12 protein-coding genes are annotated in these 17,510 nt (G+C 74.9%); 6 read left to right on the top strand and 6 right to left on the bottom strand.

Annotation, left to right across the window (positions count from 1 at the left end):
• The first annotated feature begins 32 nt into the window (after positions 1-32).
• The 3 genes from ACH34S_RS15695 to ACH34S_RS15685 are packed head-to-tail and all read left to right on the top strand — an operon-like array spanning position 33 to position 2,626.
• Complete coding sequence (locus tag ACH34S_RS15695; RefSeq protein WP_395953371.1) at positions 33-1,424, top strand: MFS transporter; 1,392 nt, start codon at positions 33-35, stop codon at positions 1,422-1,424.
• Positions 1,425-1,434: 10 nt separating this feature from the next.
• Positions 1,435-1,653: a hypothetical protein gene (locus ACH34S_RS15690; protein ID WP_395953370.1), complete on the top strand. Its 219-nt coding sequence runs from the start codon at positions 1,435-1,437 to the stop codon at positions 1,651-1,653.
• Between the two features lie 58 nt (positions 1,654-1,711).
• A complete protein-coding gene (locus ACH34S_RS15685; protein WP_395953369.1) occupies positions 1,712-2,626 on the top strand; it encodes a ribokinase in 915 nt (304 codons plus the stop codon).
• A gap of 7 nt (positions 2,627-2,633) precedes the next feature.
• On the opposite strand, the gene ACH34S_RS15680 is transcribed toward ACH34S_RS15685, so the two are convergent.
• A complete protein-coding gene (locus ACH34S_RS15680; protein ID WP_395953368.1) occupies positions 2,634-3,062 on the bottom strand; it encodes a PH domain-containing protein in 429 nt (142 codons plus the stop codon).
• A gap of 181 nt (positions 3,063-3,243) precedes the next feature.
• Between ACH34S_RS15680 and ACH34S_RS15675 the strand changes: the two genes are divergently transcribed.
• Positions 3,244-4,176 carry a Ppx/GppA family phosphatase gene (locus ACH34S_RS15675; protein ID WP_395953367.1) on the top strand — a complete coding sequence of 311 codons (933 nt, stop codon included), beginning with the start codon at positions 3,244-3,246 and terminating at the stop codon, positions 4,174-4,176.
• Between the two features lie 84 nt (positions 4,177-4,260).
• The gene (locus ACH34S_RS15670) at positions 4,261-6,510 is read left to right on the top strand and encodes an MMPL family transporter (protein WP_395953366.1); all 2,250 of its coding nucleotides are present in this window, start codon (positions 4,261-4,263) and stop codon (positions 6,508-6,510) included.
• 22 nt (positions 6,511-6,532) lie between these two features.
• Here ACH34S_RS15670 and ACH34S_RS15665 read toward each other — a convergent pair whose 3' ends face one another.
• The 4 genes from ACH34S_RS15665 to ACH34S_RS15650 all read right to left on the bottom strand — a co-directional run bounded on the left by ACH34S_RS15665 (position 6,533) and on the right by ACH34S_RS15650 (position 14,149).
• Positions 6,533-8,536 carry a protein kinase gene (locus ACH34S_RS15665; protein ID WP_395953365.1) on the bottom strand — a complete coding sequence of 668 codons (2,004 nt, stop codon included), beginning with the start codon at positions 8,534-8,536 and terminating at the stop codon, positions 6,533-6,535.
• A gap of 126 nt (positions 8,537-8,662) precedes the next feature.
• Complete coding sequence (locus ACH34S_RS15660) at positions 8,663-11,938, bottom strand: error-prone DNA polymerase (protein ID WP_395953364.1); 3,276 nt, start codon at positions 11,936-11,938, stop codon at positions 8,663-8,665.
• Positions 11,931-13,442, bottom strand: a complete 1,512-nt coding sequence (locus tag ACH34S_RS15655; protein WP_395953363.1) for a DNA polymerase Y family protein — start codon at positions 13,440-13,442, stop codon at positions 11,931-11,933. Before ACH34S_RS15655 ends, ACH34S_RS15660 begins: the two co-directional genes overlap by 8 nt.
• Positions 13,439-14,149: a hypothetical protein gene (locus ACH34S_RS15650; protein WP_395953362.1), complete on the bottom strand. Its 711-nt coding sequence runs from the start codon at positions 14,147-14,149 to the stop codon at positions 13,439-13,441. The genes ACH34S_RS15655 and ACH34S_RS15650 overlap by 4 nt, the downstream gene beginning before the upstream one ends.
• A 146-nt stretch (positions 14,150-14,295) precedes the next feature.
• On the opposite strand from ACH34S_RS15650, the gene mtnA reads away from it, so the two are divergent.
• Positions 14,296-15,351, top strand: coding sequence for an S-methyl-5-thioribose-1-phosphate isomerase (gene mtnA / locus ACH34S_RS15645; RefSeq protein WP_395953361.1), 1,056 nt, complete (start codon positions 14,296-14,298; stop codon positions 15,349-15,351).
• On the opposite strand, the gene ACH34S_RS15640 is transcribed toward mtnA, so the two are convergent.
• Positions 15,328-17,466, bottom strand: a complete 2,139-nt coding sequence (locus tag ACH34S_RS15640; protein WP_395953360.1) for a M28 family peptidase — start codon at positions 17,464-17,466, stop codon at positions 15,328-15,330. The two genes, mtnA and ACH34S_RS15640, sit on opposite strands and share 24 nt — an antisense overlap.
• Positions 17,467-17,510 lie beyond the last annotated feature (44 nt).

Here is a 17,510-nt window from a genome sequence, read left to right as displayed (position 1 = left end):
GTAGACATGCTGTCAAGTTTTGGTGGTGGATCATGAACCGCTGGCGGCTGGTGGCGGCGACCGGGATCGCCGTGTTCATGGCGCAGCTCGACGTGACCGTGGTGAACGTCGTGCTCCCGACCATCGAGGACGAGTTCGGCGCCGGCCCGAGCGTCGCCGAATGGGTGGTGCTCGGGTACGTCCTGCCGCTGATCGCGCTGACCCTGCCCGCCGGGCGGTGGCTCGACCAGGTGGGGCGGCGCGAGGCCCTCGCCGTCTCGGTCGCCGGGTTCGCGGCGGCGAGCGTCGCGGTCGGGCTGGCGCCCGGGATCGGCTGGATGATCGCCGCGCGGGTCGTCCAGGGGGCGTTCGCGGCGGTGCTGCTCGCGCTCGTCCCGGTGCTGACCACGATCGCGGTCCGGCCTGAGGTGCGCGGCCGGGCGATGGCCGTGGTGATGACGCTCGGCCCGCTCGGCGGGGTCACCGGGCCCGCCCTCGGCGGCCTGCTCATCGAGCGGGTGGGCTGGCCCTGGATCTTCATCCTGAACGTGCCGGTGAGCGTGCTCGTCATCGCGCTCGGCTGGTCGTCGCTGGCCGCCGGGGACAGGCCCGCCCCGGCGCAGGCCGGCGACCCCGCCAAGAGCTGGGTTCCCGGACGGGCACGGCTGGTGGAGACCGCGCTGCTCGGCGGCGCCGCGATCGCGCTCATGCTGGCGCTGTCGCTCGGCGCGGGGCACGGGCCCGGCTGGCTGGCGCTGGCCGCGGCCGCCGTGCCGCTCACCCTGGCCTGGTGGCGGCTCCCGGACGGCCGTCCGGTGCGCGAGCTGCTGCGGGCGCCCGGCATGTCCGGGCCGCACCTGGCGCTGCTGGCGGAGATGGCGGCCGTGATGAGCGTGCAGTTCCTGATCCCGTTCCAGCTGCAGCGCTCCGGGACGGCCACGCCCGCCGAGATCGGCCTGACCATGCTCGCGTTCCCGGCGGCGGTGATGGTCACCGGCCCGATCGGCGGCGCGCTCGCCGACCGGTTCAACGGGCGCGCGGTCGCGATCGGCGGCGCGGCGGCCGTCACCGCCGGGCTCGTCCTGCTCGTCCCGGTCGGGGCGGGCTGGGGCCCCGCCGACCTGGCGTGGCGGCTGGCCGTCGCGGGCGCGGGGGCGGGGCTGTTCGCCGGCCCGAACCAGACCATCGCCATGGGCCGGGCACCGCGCCACCTGCTCGGCACCACCGGCGCCACGACCAGCCTCGCCCGCCAGCTCGGCGTCGCGCTCGGTCCGGCCCTGGCCGTCACGACCTGGTCGCTGACCGGCTACGGCATCGAGGGGATGCGCGCGGCGCTGGGCCTCGCGGCCCTGCTGGGGGCGGCGAGCGTGCTCGTCCAGGTGCGCGGTGTTCGGTCCCGTCCCGTCGTCGAGGCCGCTCACGTCACGGAAAGTAACAGAGCGTAACGTTCTGTGCATGGGGGATGATCAGCGGAGCTGGACCGGGCCGGGCGGCCTGCGGGTGACCGCCGTCCGGCTCAGCGGGGCGCACCGGGTATGGGCGGAGTTCGCGGGGGTGCACGGCGACAGCGCGCTGCTGGTGACGCGGGACGGCGCGTTCGTCGGCCGCGGCTACTACCCGTCGGTGGCGGAGCTGGGCGAGGTGGTCGACCTGGCCGAGCTGCACATGCGATGACCGGGCGGAACGCCGGAACGGTTGCGCGAGCGCGCCCGCCGGGGTAGTCGGTTGAACCGTGCGCTCACAGGACTGGGACGTCGTCGTGGTCGGATCGGTCAACGCGGACCTGGTGGTCGGCGTCGGCCGCCGGCCCGCGCCGGGGGAGACCGTCCTCGGCTCCGACCTCGCCACGCATCCGGGCGGCAAGGGCGCCAACCAGGCGGTCGCCGCCGCCCGGCTCGGCGGCCGGGCCGGGCTCGTCGGCAGGGTCGGCGACGACGGCCACGGCGAGCTGCTGCGCGGCGCCCTCGCGGCGGACGGCGTCGAGCTCACCCACCTGACCACCACGCCGGGTGTGCCGACCGGCGTCGCGCTGATCACGGTCGGTCCGGACGGCGACAACAGCATCATCGTCTCGCCCGGCGCCAACGCCCGGCTATGCCCGGACGACGTCACGGCCGCCCGCGCGATGATCGCCGCCGCTGCTGTCGTGTCGTTCCAGCTGGAGGTGCCGCTGCCCGCCGTGCAGGCCGCCGCCCGCGTCGCGGCGGAGGCGGGCGGGCGGATCGTCCTCAACCTCTCGCCGCCCGCGCCCGTCCCGGACGAGCTGCTCGCCCGCTGCGATCCCCTCGTCGTCAACGAGCACGAGGCCGCCTATCTCCTGGGCGGGACCGGTGATCCGGAGGCCATGGCGGCCGGGCTCGCCCGCTCCGGGCCCCGGTCCGCCGTCGTCACGCTCGGCGCGGACGGCGTCGTGGTCGCGGACGGCGCCGCGGCACCGGTCCGGATCGCCTCACCGGAGGTGGCGGCGGTCGACACCACGGGCGCGGGCGACGCGTTCACCGCCGCGTTGTGCCTGCGGCTCGCGCGCGGCGACTCGCCGCCGGACGCGGCCCGCTACGCCGCCCGCGCGGGCGCCGCCGCCGTCCGCAAGGCGGGCGCGCAGAGTTCGTTCCCCACACCTGATGAGCTGCCCCCGGCGGCCCCGTGAGAGCGGGTCAGGGGCCGGTGCGGGCGCGGAGCCGGTACAGCTCGTCGGCCACGTCGTGGACGTCCGCGCCCAGATCGAACGCGCTGAGCAGGTGCAGATCGTCCGCGGTCTCGATCTCCAGTATCCGGGTCTGCAGCAGGAGGCGGCGCCGCTCGTCCACCCGCATGGCGGTCACCGCGTCCCACGGCACGCGGCGGCGGCTCGCGTACCCGGTCACGATGGTGACGCCGTCGCCGTCGGCGGCGAGCCGCACCGGCGCGAGCAGATCGCGCAGCGCGAGCGCGTTCAGCCCGACGGCCGCCGCGATCGCGAGGAACAGGAACTGGGGGTCGTGCCTGTAGAAGACGGCGAACGCCGTGACCACCGCCGCCCCGGCGCACTTCGCCGCCACCTGGGCGTGCGGCACCCGCCATCGCCGTTCCGGTCCCGCCGCCATGCCGGCACCCCCTCCTGCCCGACACCGTAGCCGCAGCCCGGTGCCGCCCCACCCGCGGGGGACCCGAGCCGTCACACTTTGGTGTCCGGTCCGTCACCCCGCGTGGAGAATATGCCGGTCGGCGTCGTTTTGCCGCCGGGCGGCCCTGGCATCCCGGGGACCGTCCGCTAGCTTCGTAGGCATGCGACTCGGCGTGCTGGACGTGGGCTCGAACACCGTGCACCTGCTGGTTGTGGACGCTCACGAGGGGGCCCGTCCGCTGGCCGCGTTCTCCCACAAGGCCGACATGCGCCTCGCCGACCATCTGGACGACGACGACCGCCTGTCCAAGGGGGGCGAGACGCTGCTGCGCGACTTCGTCGACGACGCGCTGCAGATCGCGGAGGACAAGGGCGTCGAAGACCTCGTCGCGTTCGCGACCTCCGCCGTCCGCGAGGCGGCCAACGGCGAGAAGATCCTGGAGCGGATCCGCGCCGACAAGAACATCGACATCAAGGCGCTGTCCGGCGAGGAGGAGGCGCGGCTGACGTTCCTCGCGGTGCGGCGCTGGTTCGGCTGGTCGTCGGGACGGCTGCTCGTCGTCGACATCGGCGGCGGGTCGCTGGAGATCGCCTCCGGCCTCGACGAGGAGCCGGACGTGGCGATCTCGCTGCCGCTGGGCGCGGGCCGGCTCACCCGGGACCGGTTCACCGCCGACCCGCCGCCCCCCGAGGAGGTCCGGAGCCTGCGGCGGCACGTCCGGGCGGAGATCGCCCGCCGGGTCGGGGACGTCGCCCGCTACGGCTCGCCCGACCACGCGGTCGCGACGTCCAAGACGTTCAAGCAGCTCGCCCGCATCGCCGGGGCCGCCCCCTCGGCCGATGGACCGTACCAGCGCCGGACGCTCGCGGGCGACGACCTGACCGACTGGGCGGAGAAGCTCGCCGCGATGCCCTCCGCCGAGCGGGCCGAGCTGCCCGGGGTGTCGGAGCGGCGCGCCGAGCAGCTGCTGGCAGGCGCCATCGTCGCGGACGCCGCGATGGACCTGTTCGAGCTGACCCAGCTGGAGATCTGCCCCTGGGCGCTGCGCGAGGGCGTGATCCTGCGCCGCCTCGACATGATCACCGGGTCGTGAGCGGCGGGGCGGGATCATAAATCATGATCAATGGGTGGTTTTCCAGCGGCTGACCGGAAGCGGTCTCCGGCCACACTCGCACACGTGTTCGGCTTGCCGAGCGAGATTCGGCGGCGGATGATCATAGCCCTCGAAAACTGGGGGTTCCTGATGTCGCGTGCCTACAAGTTCGCCTCCCTGCCCTGCGGGCGGGTCGGGAAATGGATCGTGCTGGGCGTCTGGCTCGTCCTCCTCGTCCTGGCGATGCCGCTCGCGGGCAAGCTGACCGGCGCGCAGACGAACGACACGTCGGCATGGCTGCCGAAGGACGCCGAGTCGACGCGGGTCGTCGAGCTGTCGGAGCGGTTCGTGCCCGCCGACACCTTCCCCGCCGTGGTCGTCTACCACCGCGACGGCGCCGCGCTCACCGCCGCCGACCGGGCGAAGGCCGCCGCCGACGTGCCGCGCCTCCAGGCCGTCACCGGCGACCCCAACGGCTCGGCCCCGCCGCGCAGGCTCGCCGTGAGCGTCCAGGGGCCGATCCCGTCGCAGGACGGGAAGGCGCTGGAGACCCTCGTCAACGTCAAGGCCGGCGACGACGGATGGGAACTGCTCGGCCCCGCCGTCGACGACTACCGCGACATCGTCCAGAAGGGCGCCCCCGGGCTGCAGGCCCACGTCACCGGGCCCGCCGGGTACGGCGGCGACTTCAGCAACGTGTTCGCCGGGTTCGACAAGACGCTGCTGTTCATCACCGCCGCGATCGTCATCGGGATCCTGCTGCTCACCTACCGCAGCCCGATCCTTTGGCTCGCGCCGCTGGTGTGCGTGGGGTTCGCGCTGTTCGCGGCGCAGGCGCTCATCTACCTGCTGGCCGAATACGCCGGGCTCACCGTGAACGGGCAGGCCGCGTTCATCCTCACCGTGCTCGTGTTCGGCGCGGGCACCGACTACGCGCTGCTGCTCATCGCCCGCTACCGGGAGGAGCTGCGGCGGCACCAGGACCGGCACGAGGCGATGGCGGTCGCGCTGCACCGCGCCGGGCCCGCGATCGTCGCGAGCGGGTCGACGGTGGCGCTGAGCATGCTGTGCCTGTTCGTCGCCGTCCTCAGCTCCACCAAGAGCATGGGCCCGGTGATGGCGATCGGCGTCGCCGTCGCGCTCGCCGCGATGGTGACGCTGCTGCCCGCGCTGCTGGTCATCTGCGGGCGCTGGATGTTCTGGCCGCGGCGCCCCGCCTTCGGCACCGACGAGCCGACCGAGCGCGGCACGTGGGCGCGGGTCGGCGCGGCCGTCGCCGTCCGGCCCCGGATCACCTGGCTGATCACGGCCGTGGTGCTCGGCGCGCTGAGCGTCGGGCTGTTCGGGCTGCGGACGGGGTCGCTGCCCGCCAGCGAGTCCTTCAGCACCGGCAAGCCCGACTCCGTCACCGGCGAGGAGGTCCTCGGACGGCACTTCCCGGCGGGCAGCGGCTCGCCGCTCCAGGTCGTCACCAAGGACGGGACGCAGGACGCCGTCCGCGCCGCCCTCGCCAAGGTCCCCGACGTCGCGGACGTCAAGCTCGCCGGCAACAACCCGGGGCGGGCGTCCGGCGGGCTCGTCTACCTGGAGGGCACGCTCACCGCGCCGCCCGACAGCGACCGCGGCTTCGCCGCCGTGGAGAACGCCCGCGCCGCCGTGCACGCCGTGCCGGGCGCGAACGCCCAGGTCGGCGGCGGGTCGGCGGTGACGCTCGACATCAACGACGCGACCCGCCGCGACCAGAACGTCGTGATCCCGCTCGTCCTCGTCGTCGTGTTCGGCATCCTCGCGCTGCTGCTGCGCGCCCTCGTCGCGCCGCTGATCCTCGTCGCGACGGTCGTGCTGTCCTTCGGGGCGGCGCTCGGGGTCAGCGGGCTCGTGTTCGACCACGTCTTCGGGTTCCACTCGGCCGACCCGTCGTTCCCGCTGTGGTCGTTCGTGTTCCTCGTCGCGCTCGGCACCGACTACAACATCTTCCTGATGACGCGCGTCCACGAGGAGTCCAGACGGGTCGGGACGCGGCGCGGCGCGGTGATCGGGCTCGCCGCGACCGGCGGCGTCATCACCTCGGCGGGCGCGGTGCTGGCCGGGACGTTCGCGGCGCTCGGATCGCTGCCGCTGGTGTTCGTCGCCGAGCTCGGCTTCGCGGTCGCGTTCGGGGTGCTGCTCGACACGTTCGTGGTCCGGTCGGTGCTGGTCACGGCGCTGAACCTGGACGTCGGACGGCACATGTGGTGGCCGAGCGCGCTGGCCCGCGTCCAGGACCCGCCCGCCACCGCCACGGCGGCGCCGGAGACCCCGGGCGAACCCGCCTCCGCCGCCCGCAGCGACTAGGGCCCGTGGCCGCCGGGCCGCCCTACAGCCAGTACGGGTGGCCCAAGGTGTGGTTCGCCGGGGTGAGGTCGCGGTCGTCCGGGCCGGCCGCGCGGCCGGCACGGACCACCGGGTTCCCGACCGGGCCGCGCACGTAGCAGAGCCAGCTGCCGTCGCGGGACCACGCCGGGTCCATGTCGTCCTCGGTGCCGGTGGTCAGCGCGCGCAGGCCGCTGCCGTCCGCGTTCATGACCCAGATGTTGCTGTGCTCGTCGGGGCCGCGGGTGAAGGCGATCCTGCGGCCGTCGGGGGACCACTCCGGGTCGACCGAGCGGATGCCGTCCTTCGTCAGCCGCGTCCACGGGGAACCGGGATCGCCCGGGTCGAGGGAGTAGATCTGCTCGTCGCCGGTCTGCCTGCTCCAGAACACGAGCCGGTTCGTGGACGACCACATCGGGTCGTCCTTCAGCGAGGGGTCGGTGGTGAGCTGGGTGGCCGAGCGCCCGTCCAGGCCGCCGGCGAAGAGCTGCCGGACGCCGTTCTTCTCGGCCACGTAGGCCAGGCGGGTGCCGTCCGGCGACCACGTCACCCGGGTGCCGCGCGCGATCGCGGTGACCTTCCGCGGGTTGCTGCCGTCGGCGTTCACCACCCACGCCTCGGCCGTTCGCTCGTACTGCCGGGTGAACGCGATGCGCTTCTTGTCCGGTGACCGCTCGGGGAGGATGTCGCACTGCGGACCGGTGACGAGCGGCGACGGGGACGGGTCGCCCGGCTTGTAGAGCCCGAGGTCGGCGTGGCACTCCTTCGGCCAGCCGGGCGCGGTGTCCATCCGGACGAGCATGGCCCCGGACGGGAACGCCGTCGTGGCCTGGCCGCCGGAGCCCGTCCCTTTGCCGTCCGGGCGGCTGAAGTAGTAGAGCCCCGCGGCGGCGGAGGCGGCGACGAGGGCGGCCGCCACGGCCGACATGGTGACCGTGGTGCGCCTGCGCCGCGAGGGCCCGTACCCGGCCCGGCCGCGGGACGGTGTCGTGAGCGGGACGGGCGACGGGCGGGGGACGGGCGGCGGGCCCGATGAGGGGCCCGGGATGGGCGGCGGGACCGGAACGGTGACCGGTGCCGGTGCCGGGGTCGTGGCCGGGGCGGGAGTGTCCCTGGACGTGACGTTCGGATCCGCGGCGGGCGGCGCCGCCCACGTCTGGCCCAGCTCGGAGGTCACGGCCGCCTCGCCCGCGCCGCCGACCAGGGCGAGCAGCAGGTCGCGGGCGCTCGGCCGCTGCGTGGGGTCCTTGCGCAGCGCCGACCCGACGAGCCCGGCCAGCGACCCCGGCAGGTCCCCGACCTCCGGCTCGGCGTGCACGGCACGCGCCGCCAGGACCTGGAACGAGCCCTGCCCGAACGGGTTCCGGCCGCTCGCCGCGTACGCGACCAGGCAGCCCCACGCGAACACGTCCACGGCCGAGGTGACGTTCTGCGTCGTGATCTGCTCGGGCGCGATCCAGCCGGGGGTGCCGACGACCACGCCGGTGCGGGTGTGGGACGACGCCACGTCCAGCGCGCGGGCGATCCCGAAGTCGATCACGCGGGGGCCGGAGATGGACAGCAGCACGTTGCTCGGCTTGAGGTCGCGGTGCACCAGCCCGGCGCTGTGGATCGCGACCAGCGCGGCGGCCACGCCGACCGCGACGCCGTGCAGCATCCCCGGCGACAGCGCGCCCTTCTCCGCGACATGGTCGAGCAGCGACGGGCCGTCGATGTACTCGGTGACCATGTAGGCGAGGCCGAGGTCCTCGCCGTGCTCCAGGACCTGCGCGGTGCAGAACGACGCGACGCGCTGCGCGTTGGCGGCCTCGTCGTGGAAGCGCGCGAGGAACGTCGCGTCGCCCGCCAGCGCGGGCCGCACGACCTTGACCGCGACCGGCCGCTCGTCCGGGTCGCGGCCGAGGTACACCGCGCCCATCCCGCCCTCGCCGATCTTGGCCTCGATGCGGTACCGGCCGATCCGCGTGGGATCGTCCGGGCGCAGCTCCCGCAGCGAGGTCGCGTCCATGGAGATCACCTTCCGCCCCCATGAGCCGCGCCTTGGCGACCGCACCCACGGCGGCACGCGGCCCCAACGATCCATACGATGACAGAGGACGGGTCCAGGTTCTACCTGGCGGCGACGCGCCGCACGTCAGTGGAAGTTGCGGGCGCGGACGCGACCGGGTACGGGCAGCCGCCGCAGCCGGGTCGCGCGGACGTTCGCGACGCCGTCCGCGCGCTCCAGCCGCCCGCTGACCAGCAGCGCCTGCGAGTCGACTGCGAGGCCGCGGTGCCGCTGGAACACCTGCGGCGGGCACACCACGTTGATGATGCCCGTCTCGTCCTCCAGCGTCATGAACACGATGCCGCCCGCGGTCGGGGGCCGCTGCCGGTGCGTGACCAGGCCCGCGACGACGACGTTCGTCTCGCCCGGCGTCCCGGCGAGGCGGGCCGACGACAGCGCGCCCAGCTCGTCGAGCGCCTCCCTGACGTGCGCGACCGGATGGGTGTGGGACACGCCGGTGGCCCACAGGTCGGCGAGCGTCTCCTCGATCGGCGTCATCGCGGGCAGCGGCGGCGCGGCCGCGCCCGGCGTCACGCCCTCCAGCTGGCCGGGACCGGACCCGGCCAGCGCGCCCGCCGCCCACAGCGCCTCCCGCCGCGACAGCCCGAACCGGTCGAACGCGCCCGCCGTCGCGAGCGCCTCCAGCGCCCCCGCCGACAGCGGGACGCGCCGCGCGAGATCTTCCATGCTCGTGTAGGGGCGTCCCGCCGCGATGGCCTCCGCCGGGCCGTCGCCGAGGTTGCGGATGCCGGCGAAGCCGAGCCGGATCGCGGGCTGCGGCTCGGACGGCGCGTGCGGATGCCCGGACTCGACCGCCACGGCCTCCTCCAGCGTCGGGTGGACGTCGCTGGCGTTGACGTCCACTCCCCTGACCACCACCCCGTGCCGCCGGGCGTCGGCCAGGAGGCTCTGCGGGGAGTAGAAGCCCATCGGCTGGTTCCGCACCAGCGCGGCGGTGAACGCGGCCGGGTAGTGCCGCTTCAGCCAGGAGCTCGCGTACACCAGATGCGCGAAGCTCTGCGCGTGCGACTCGGGGAACCCGAACCCGGTGAAGCCGAGGATCTTCTCGTACACGCTCTCGGCGATGCCGGCGGGGATGCCGCGCTCGGCCATGCCCTCCAGCAGCCGCGCCTTCAGCCGCTCGACCCGCTCGGGCGCCCGCTTGGCGCCCATCGCCTGCCGGAGCTGGTCGGACTCGGCGGGCGTGAACCCGGCGCAGTCGACGGCGAGCTGCATCATCTGCTCCTGGAACAGCGGGACGCCGAGCGTCCGCGACAGCGCGGGCTCCATCAGCGGATGCGGGCAGGTGGCCGGTTCCAGGCCCTTGCGGCGCCGCAGGTACGGGTGGACGGACCCGCCCTGGATCGGCCCCGGCCTGATCAGCGCCACCTCCACCACCAGGTCGTAGAACACGCGGGGCCGCAGCCGCGGCAGCGTCGCCATCTGCGCCCGCGACTCGACCTGGAACACCCCGACCGTGTCGGCGTCGCACAGCATGTCGTAGACAAGGCCGTCCTCCGGCGGGATCGACTGGAGGTCGAAGCGGCGGCCGTGGTGCGCCTCGACCAGGTCGAAGCAGTCGTGCAGCGCCGCGAGCATGCCGAGGCCGAGCAGGTCGAACTTCACCAGCCCGGCGGCGGCGCAGTCGTCCTTGTCCCACTGCAGGACGCTGCGGTTCGGCATCGTCGCCCACTCGATCGGGCAGATCTCGCCGACCGGACGGTCCGCGATCACCATCCCGCCGGAGTGGATGCCGAGATGCCGGGGGAGCCGCTGCATCCGGTCCGCCAGCTCCAGCACCGGGCCCGGGATGTCGGCCTCCGCGCCGACCGGGTCGCGCGGGTCGATGCCCTTGGACCAGGCGTCCTGCTGGCCGGGGGAGAAGCCGAGCGCGCGGGCCGCGTCCCGGACGGCCATCCGCGGCCGGTAGCTGATGACGTTCGCGACCTGCGCCGTGCACTCCCGCCCGTACTTTTCGTACACGTACTGGATGGCCTCCTCGCGGCGGCGGTGCTCGATGTCGAGGTCGATGTCGGGCGGGCCGTCGCGGCCGGGGGACAGGAACCGCTCGAACAGCAGCCCGTGCCGGACGGCGTCGACGCCGGTGATGCCGAGCGCGTAGCAGACCGCCGAGTTGGCCGCCGACCCCCGGCCCTGGCACAGGATCCGCTCGCGGCGGCAGAACTCGACGATGTCGTGGACGATCAGGAAGTAGCCGGGGAAGCGGAGCTCCTCGATGACGTCCAGCTCCCTGGCGATCTGCGCGTACGCGCCCGACACCTTCTCCCGCTCCGGCGGCCCGTACCGCTTCAGCGCGCCCTCGGCGACGAGATGCCGCAGCCAGCTCGCCTCGGTGTATCCGTCCGGGACGGGCCAGTCGGGCAGGCGGGGCGCGACGACGTCGAACCCGAACCGGCACTCCTCGGCGAGCGCGACCGTCCGTTCCCGGACGCCGGGGAAGCGCGCCAGCCGCCGCGCCATCTCCGCGCCGCCGCGGATGTGCGCGGTGCCGCTCGCGGGGAGCCAGCCGACCATGTCGTCCAGGCTGCGGCGGGCCCGGACGGCGGCCAGCGCCTGCGCCAGCCGCGCGTCGGCTCCCGGCGCCGCGAAGTGCACGTTGTTGGACGCCACGACGTCGACCCCGGCGCGCCGGGCCAGCTCGAACAGGACGTCGTTGCGGTGGTCGTCGTCGGGCTGGTCGTGGTCGATGAGCTCGGCGAACACGTTCTCGCGTCCGAACATGGCGACGAGGTTCCGCAGCTCGCGCTCGGCCGCGCCGGGGCCGCCGGCCTCCAGCGCCGCCGGGACGGGCCCCTTCCGGCAGCCGGTCAGCACCGCCCAATGGCCCTCGTGCGCGTCGGCCAGCGCGTCCAGGTCGTAGACGGGGCGGCCCTTCCGCCCGCCCGCGAGCTGCGCGGCCGTGATCGCCGAGCAGAGCCGCGCGTAGCCGGGGGCGCCGCGCGCGAGGACCAGCAGATGCCGTCCGGCCGGGTCGGGCTCGCCGGTCTGCGGGCCCGGCAGGCCGAGGCTCAGCTCGGCGCCGAACACCGTCCCGATGCCGGAGCCGCTCGCCGCCTGCGCGAACTGGACCGCCCCGTACATGCCGTCGTGGTCGGTGATCGCCATCGTCTCCACGCCGAGCCGCGCCGCCTCCCGGACGAGCGAGGCCGGGTCGCTGGCGCCGTCCAGGAAGCTGAACGAGGAGTGGCAGTGCAGCTCCGCCCAGGCCACGTCCGTCTCGGCGAGCCGGGGGAGGCGAGGCGGCTCGGGCGGCTCTTCCTTCCGCTGCGGCCCGGACGGCCGCCACGACAGGCGCTCCTCGAACTCGCGCCACGGGATCGGCGGGTTGTGCCAGTTAGTCATAGACGCCCTCGATGTGCCAGCGGCCGCCCTCGACGGCGAGGAGGTAGGCGGCGCCGTCGTCCGTGGTGACCTGGAATCTCGCGCGGCGGCGGGAGCGGTCGGGATCCCACCAGCGTTCGTCGGCGGGCCACGGGCCGGTCCACCCGGTGATCGCGGCGGGACGCCCCCGCACCGCGAGCACGGCGGGCGGCGCGGACACCTCGCAGCGCGCCGACACCACCACCGGCTCCCCGGCGGCGTCGATCACCTCGACATCGGGCGGCGCCGCGAGGACGACCGCCGGAGCGGGACCCGTCACCTGCCCCGGCCACGGCCCCTCGGGCAGGCCGGCGGGCGGGAGGTCGCCGACCGGCACGCGCACGACCCGCTCGCCCGGCCCGCGCCCGCCGACGAGCACCGGACGCGTGATCCCGTGATGGCCGAGCAGGGCCTGGATGCGGTCGGCGGCCCGCGCGATCCGGTCGGTGACCGACGTCCGGCCCCACAGCCCCTCCTGCCGCCCCTCGTCCGGGGCGAGCTGGTCGGGCGCCAGCTCCAGCCACGCCACCCCGCCCCACACCTGCTCGGAGTCGCTCGCCTGCCAGGCGGACAGCTGCCAGCGCACCCGCTCGGCCACCGCCAGCGCCGACAGGCCGTCGTGCCGCCACAGGCGGCGCAGCACGTGCCCGTCGGCGAACCCCGCCGCGACCTCCAGCCGGACGCACGCGAGCCCGCCCGCCGCGAGCGCCTCGTGCAGCTCGCCCGCCAGCCGCTTCGCCGCGAACACCACCCGCTCGGACTGCTCGGCCGGCGGATCGAAGTCGGCGCGCACCGTCAGGTCTTCGGCGCCCTTCACCGGCGCGAGCGGGCGCGGCTCCTCGCCCCTGGCCATCCGGTGCGCGAGCGCGCCGTCCGCGCCGAACCGCCCCGCGACGTGCCCGGACGGCAGCGCCGCGAAGTCGCCGAGCGTCTTGATCCCGAGCCGCCGCAGCAGGTCGGCCAGCTCCGGCCGGTCCAGGACCGGCAGCGGATACGGCGCGAGGAACGCCGCCGCGCCGCCCTCGGGCACCACCACCCCGCCCTGCCCGGCGCGGGCCGCCAGCTCCGCGGCGAACAGGCCGTCCGCGACGCCGGAGCCGCAGTCGTGCCCGGCCTCGACGACCGCGTCCTGGACGAGCACGCGCAGCGCCTCCTCGCCCCCGTAGAATCGGGCCGGGCCGCGCGCCGGGATCGCGCACAGCCCCGGCCGCACCACCTCCACCCGGGGAGTCAGCGCCGCGACCGCCGCCACGACCGGCTCGAACAGCCGCGCCTCGGCGTCGAGGTCGCGCTCCCGGACCACCAGCTCGGGGCAGCGGCGCTGCGCGTCGCGGAGCCGCTGCCCGCGCCGCACGCCCTCCGCCCGCGCCGCCGCCGTGCACGCCGCGACCTGCCCTTGGACGATCACGGCCCCGGCGGTGGCGGCGTCCACGCCGGCGGCGGTGGCGGGCCAGTCCGGGCACCACACGACCAGCACCCGCGTCATGCGATCGCCTTGTGTTCCACGGGTGGCGGGACGAGTTCCAGCGGCGGCCGGACGGTCTCGTCCGGCATGACCGTGCCGTCGGCGGCGGGCAGCCAGACGCGGGCCCGGCGGCCGGGGCCGGGCGCGTCCCGTCCCTCGGCGACGATCTCGGCACGGCGGCCGGTCAGCCGGCCGTGCCCGCCCGCGAGTCCCTCCCAGGCGACGTCGTCCAGCCGGAGGCGGAGCCGGGTGCCGGGCCACTCGCGCGCGAACGCGCCGGTCAGCGTGAGGACGCAGCCGTGCTTGCGCGCCAGCGCCGACAGCCGCCGGACGGCGGCCGGGCCGGGACGCTCCGGCGGGCACAGCAGGATCAGGTCGACGGCCTCGGCGAGCGCGGCGACCACGTCGGGCCAGCGGTCGCCGGGGTCGTCGACGAGGAGGAGGCGCTCGGGGGCCGTGCCCATCCCGGCGGCGGCGACGACGCCGAAGCCGGGGACGCCGACGACGGCGCACCAGCCGCCCGTGCCGTCCGCCCCGCCGTGCCGGGACACGCCCGCGACGAGCGCGAGCCCGAGCGACGCGGCGCCGGGCCCGTCCAGGCCCACGATCGAGCCGGGCCGCAGCCCGCCGCCGGGCAGCACGGGGCGCAGCGCGGGCAGCACGGGCACCGAGTCCCGGGGTGCCGTCTCCAGCGCCGTTTCCAGCTCCCGCAGCGCGGCCTCCGGCACGGTCGTCCCTCCTTTCGGCCCTCCGGACTAATCTCGAACACAGGTTCGACTCATGTCAAGTCGTCGCAGGTCACGGAGCGAAACCGGGAATGCGGAATGCCCGAGGGCATAAGGGTTTGTTCGATTTTGCGGGCATCATGGGCGGTATGACCGGCGACGTGCGGACCATCGAATGGACGGGCGGCGCGCTCCGCCTCCTGGACCAGACACTCCTGCCCGCACGGGTCGGGTACGCGGACGTCGGCGACGTCGACACGCTCGTGGACGCGATCCGGCGGCTCGTCGTGCGCGGCGCGCCCGCGCTGGGCGTGGCGGGCGCGTTCGGCGTCGCGATCGCCGTCCGGCAGGCCGCCCGCGAAGGCTGGGACGGCGCCCGGCTCGACGCGGCGATCGCCCGCGTCCGCGAGGCCCGCCCCACGGCGGTGAACCTCGCCGCCGGAGTCGACCGCGTCCTGCCGTTCGTCGCGCAGGGCGTGGACGCGGTCGTGGCCGAGGCGCAGGCCATCCTGGACGAGGACGTCCGCGGCAACCGCGCCATCGGGGCCTTCGGCGCAGACTGGATCCTCGACCAGCTGGGCGCCGACCGGCCGCTCCGCGTCCTCACGCACTGCAACGCCGGAGCGCTCGCGACGGCCGGGTGGGGCACGGCGCTCGGCGTCGTCCGGGAACTGCACGGCCGGGGCCGCGTCGAGATCGTCTACGCGGACGAGACGCGCCCGCTCCTCCAAGGCGCGCGGCTGACCGCATGGGAGCTCGACCAGGCCGGGATCCCGTGCGTCGTCCAGGCGGACGCCGCGGCGCCGAGCACGATCCTGCGCGGCCTCGCCGACGTCGCCGTCATCGGCGCCGACCGGATCGCCGCCAACGGCGACACCGCCAACAAGATCGGCTCGGTCGGGGTCGCGCTGGCGTGCGCGGCGGCCGGGATCCCGCTGGTCGTGGCCGCGCCGTGGAGCACCGTCGACCTGGCCGTCCCGGACGGCGCCGCGATCCCCATCGAGGAACGTCCCGCCGAGGAGGTCCTGACCTGGGGCGGCGCGAGGACCGCCCCAGGCGGGGTGGGCGCGTTCAATCCCGCGTTCGACGTCACCCCCGCCCGCCTCGTGACCGCGCTGGTCACCGAGACGGGCGTGCTGGAGGTGTCGGCGGGCGCGACCCCGTCGGCCGCGTCCGCGCGGTCAGCCGTCGCCGCGCGGCGATAGCGTGCGGGTCGCCGCCCGCAGGCTGCGGTACAGCCGGGCCTCGTACTCCTGCGCGGCCTCGACGTCCTCGTCGACGAACAGCGCGTCGTACAGCGCGGGGAGCCGCTGCGTGGCGTAGCCGGTGTCGAGCCCGGGCGCGTAGATCTGGTGCTTGTACCACGGGCGGCCGGGCAGGCCCGCGTCCGTCAGCAGGTCCCGCTCGGTCTGCATGATCTTGGCGTTGAGCCTGCGGAACGCGTCCGTGTCGCCCTCGCGCAGGGCTTCCTTCGCGCGTGCCTGCAACGCCTGCGCCGCCTCCTGCCACGCCTCGGCCTGCTCAACGCTGCGGGACACGTCCACGACCACCTTCCCCAGCCGCTTGCGCTGCTCCTCGGTGAAGGCGGCGAGGTACTGTGCCGTCTCCGCCGCGTAGGGCCGGTACCCGAGCGCGACGACGTCGGCGTTCGCGAGCCGCAGCGCCGCGATGCCGGCCAGCCGCGACATCGCCGTGTGGTACTCCCAGGTCGGGTCACCGAAGTTGGACATCCAGTAGTTGTCGTCGCATGCGCAGTGGTACTGGCCGGCGCTGCCGGGCGTGGACGAGCCCAAGTCCATGGCCGGGACGCCGTACCGCTGGAAGAACGCCTGGAAGTCCGAGCCGCCGCCGATGCGGTCGATCGGCGTTTCGCCGTCGTTCTGCTTCTTCCACGCCTCGTACAGGGTGCCGTCCGTGCCGGGCCACTGGACCTCCTTCGTCGCGTCGATGACGGACTGGTCCAGGGCCGGGGTCGTCGCCGGGCCGAAGTGCGAGCCTCCGGCGCCGTCCATGTTCAGGTACGCGACCGCGTTGCGGAGCTGCCCGGCCCGCTCCTCGGCGTACTCGGTCGAACCGAACAGGCCGTACTCCTCACCGTCCCAGGTGGCCAGGACGATGGTGCGCTTGGGCCGCCACCCCTTCTTCAGCAGCGTGCCCAGGCCGCGCCCTATCTGGAGCACGTTCTCGGTACCGGAGAGGTTGTCGCTGCTTCCGTACGTCCAGGAGTCGTGGTGGGCGCCCACGATGACCTCCTGCTTGGGGCGCTCGCTGCCGGGGATGCGCACGATCACGTCCCACAGCGGGCGCACCTCGAAGGTGTTCTCCAGGTCCAGGTGGACCTGCGTCCCGCCCGGCCCGAACCGGTACGGGAACGGCAGGCCGCCCTGCCATTCCTTCGGGACCTCCGCGCCCTTCAGCGCGCGCAGCAGCGGCTCGGCCGCCCCGTAGGAGATCGGCGTCGTCGGGACGAGGCCCTTCAGCATCGGCGCCTGCGACGGCGGGATCCGGCGCGCGCCCTTCACCGCGGGCCAGCCGGGCGTCTGCGGGTCACCGGCGGCGAGCTGGATCTGCGCGATGCTGCCGCGCTGGATGCCGTCCGGCGCCCGCCACGGCCCCTTCGGGTACACCTCGCCCCTGGTGAAGCCGTCGTCGGCGGGGTCGGAGTAGATGAGCACGCCCTTGGCGCCGTGCTTCGCCGCCTCGCGCGGCTTGACGCCGCGGAACACGGCCCCGTACCGGGCGAGGACGATCTTCCCCTCGACGGAGATGCCCCGCTTCTCCAGCAGCGCGAAGTCCTCCGGCCGCCCGTAGTTGGCGTAGACGACCTCGCCCCGGACGTCACCCGACGGCGACAGCCCGTTGTGCCCCGGGATGACGTCGTCGTAGTGCTTCTGCCAGGGCTGCTTCTTCTCCTTGACCGGCAGCGTCCGCCGGTCCGGCGCGGTCATCTCCACTTCCACGCGCTTCGGCATCGAGAGGTAGGCGTAGTAGGTCTTGATCTCGGGCTTGAGCCCGTACGACTCGAAGTGCTTGACGATGCGCTGGACGCGCCGCCAGTCGCCGCTCGTCGTGGTGAGCCCCGGCTCGCGCGCCAGCTCGGCGTCCAGATCGCGCGCCACCTCCGGGGACGGGACGGAACTGAACGCCTTCTCGTACTGCCGCTGCCATTTCGCGTTAGCGGCGGTGAAACCGGGGATCGGATCCTTCCCGGCCGCCGTCGGCGCCGGTGCGGCGGTGGCGGGAAGCGCGGAGAGGGTGAGGGACAGGGACACGGCGGAGGCGGCCAGCGCCGCCAGTGCCTGGGTTCGGGAGCGGAACACCAGGGATACCTCCGAGTACGGTCGGTGCGGGTGCGCCCGGACCG

It is taken from the genome of Actinomadura sp. 3N508 (genome assembly GCF_044326375.1).
Classification (GTDB): Bacteria; Actinomycetota; Actinomycetes; order Streptosporangiales; family Streptosporangiaceae; genus Spirillospora.
Note: the sequence above shows the minus strand (reverse complement) of the source record. Positions and strands in the feature narration are given on the sequence as shown.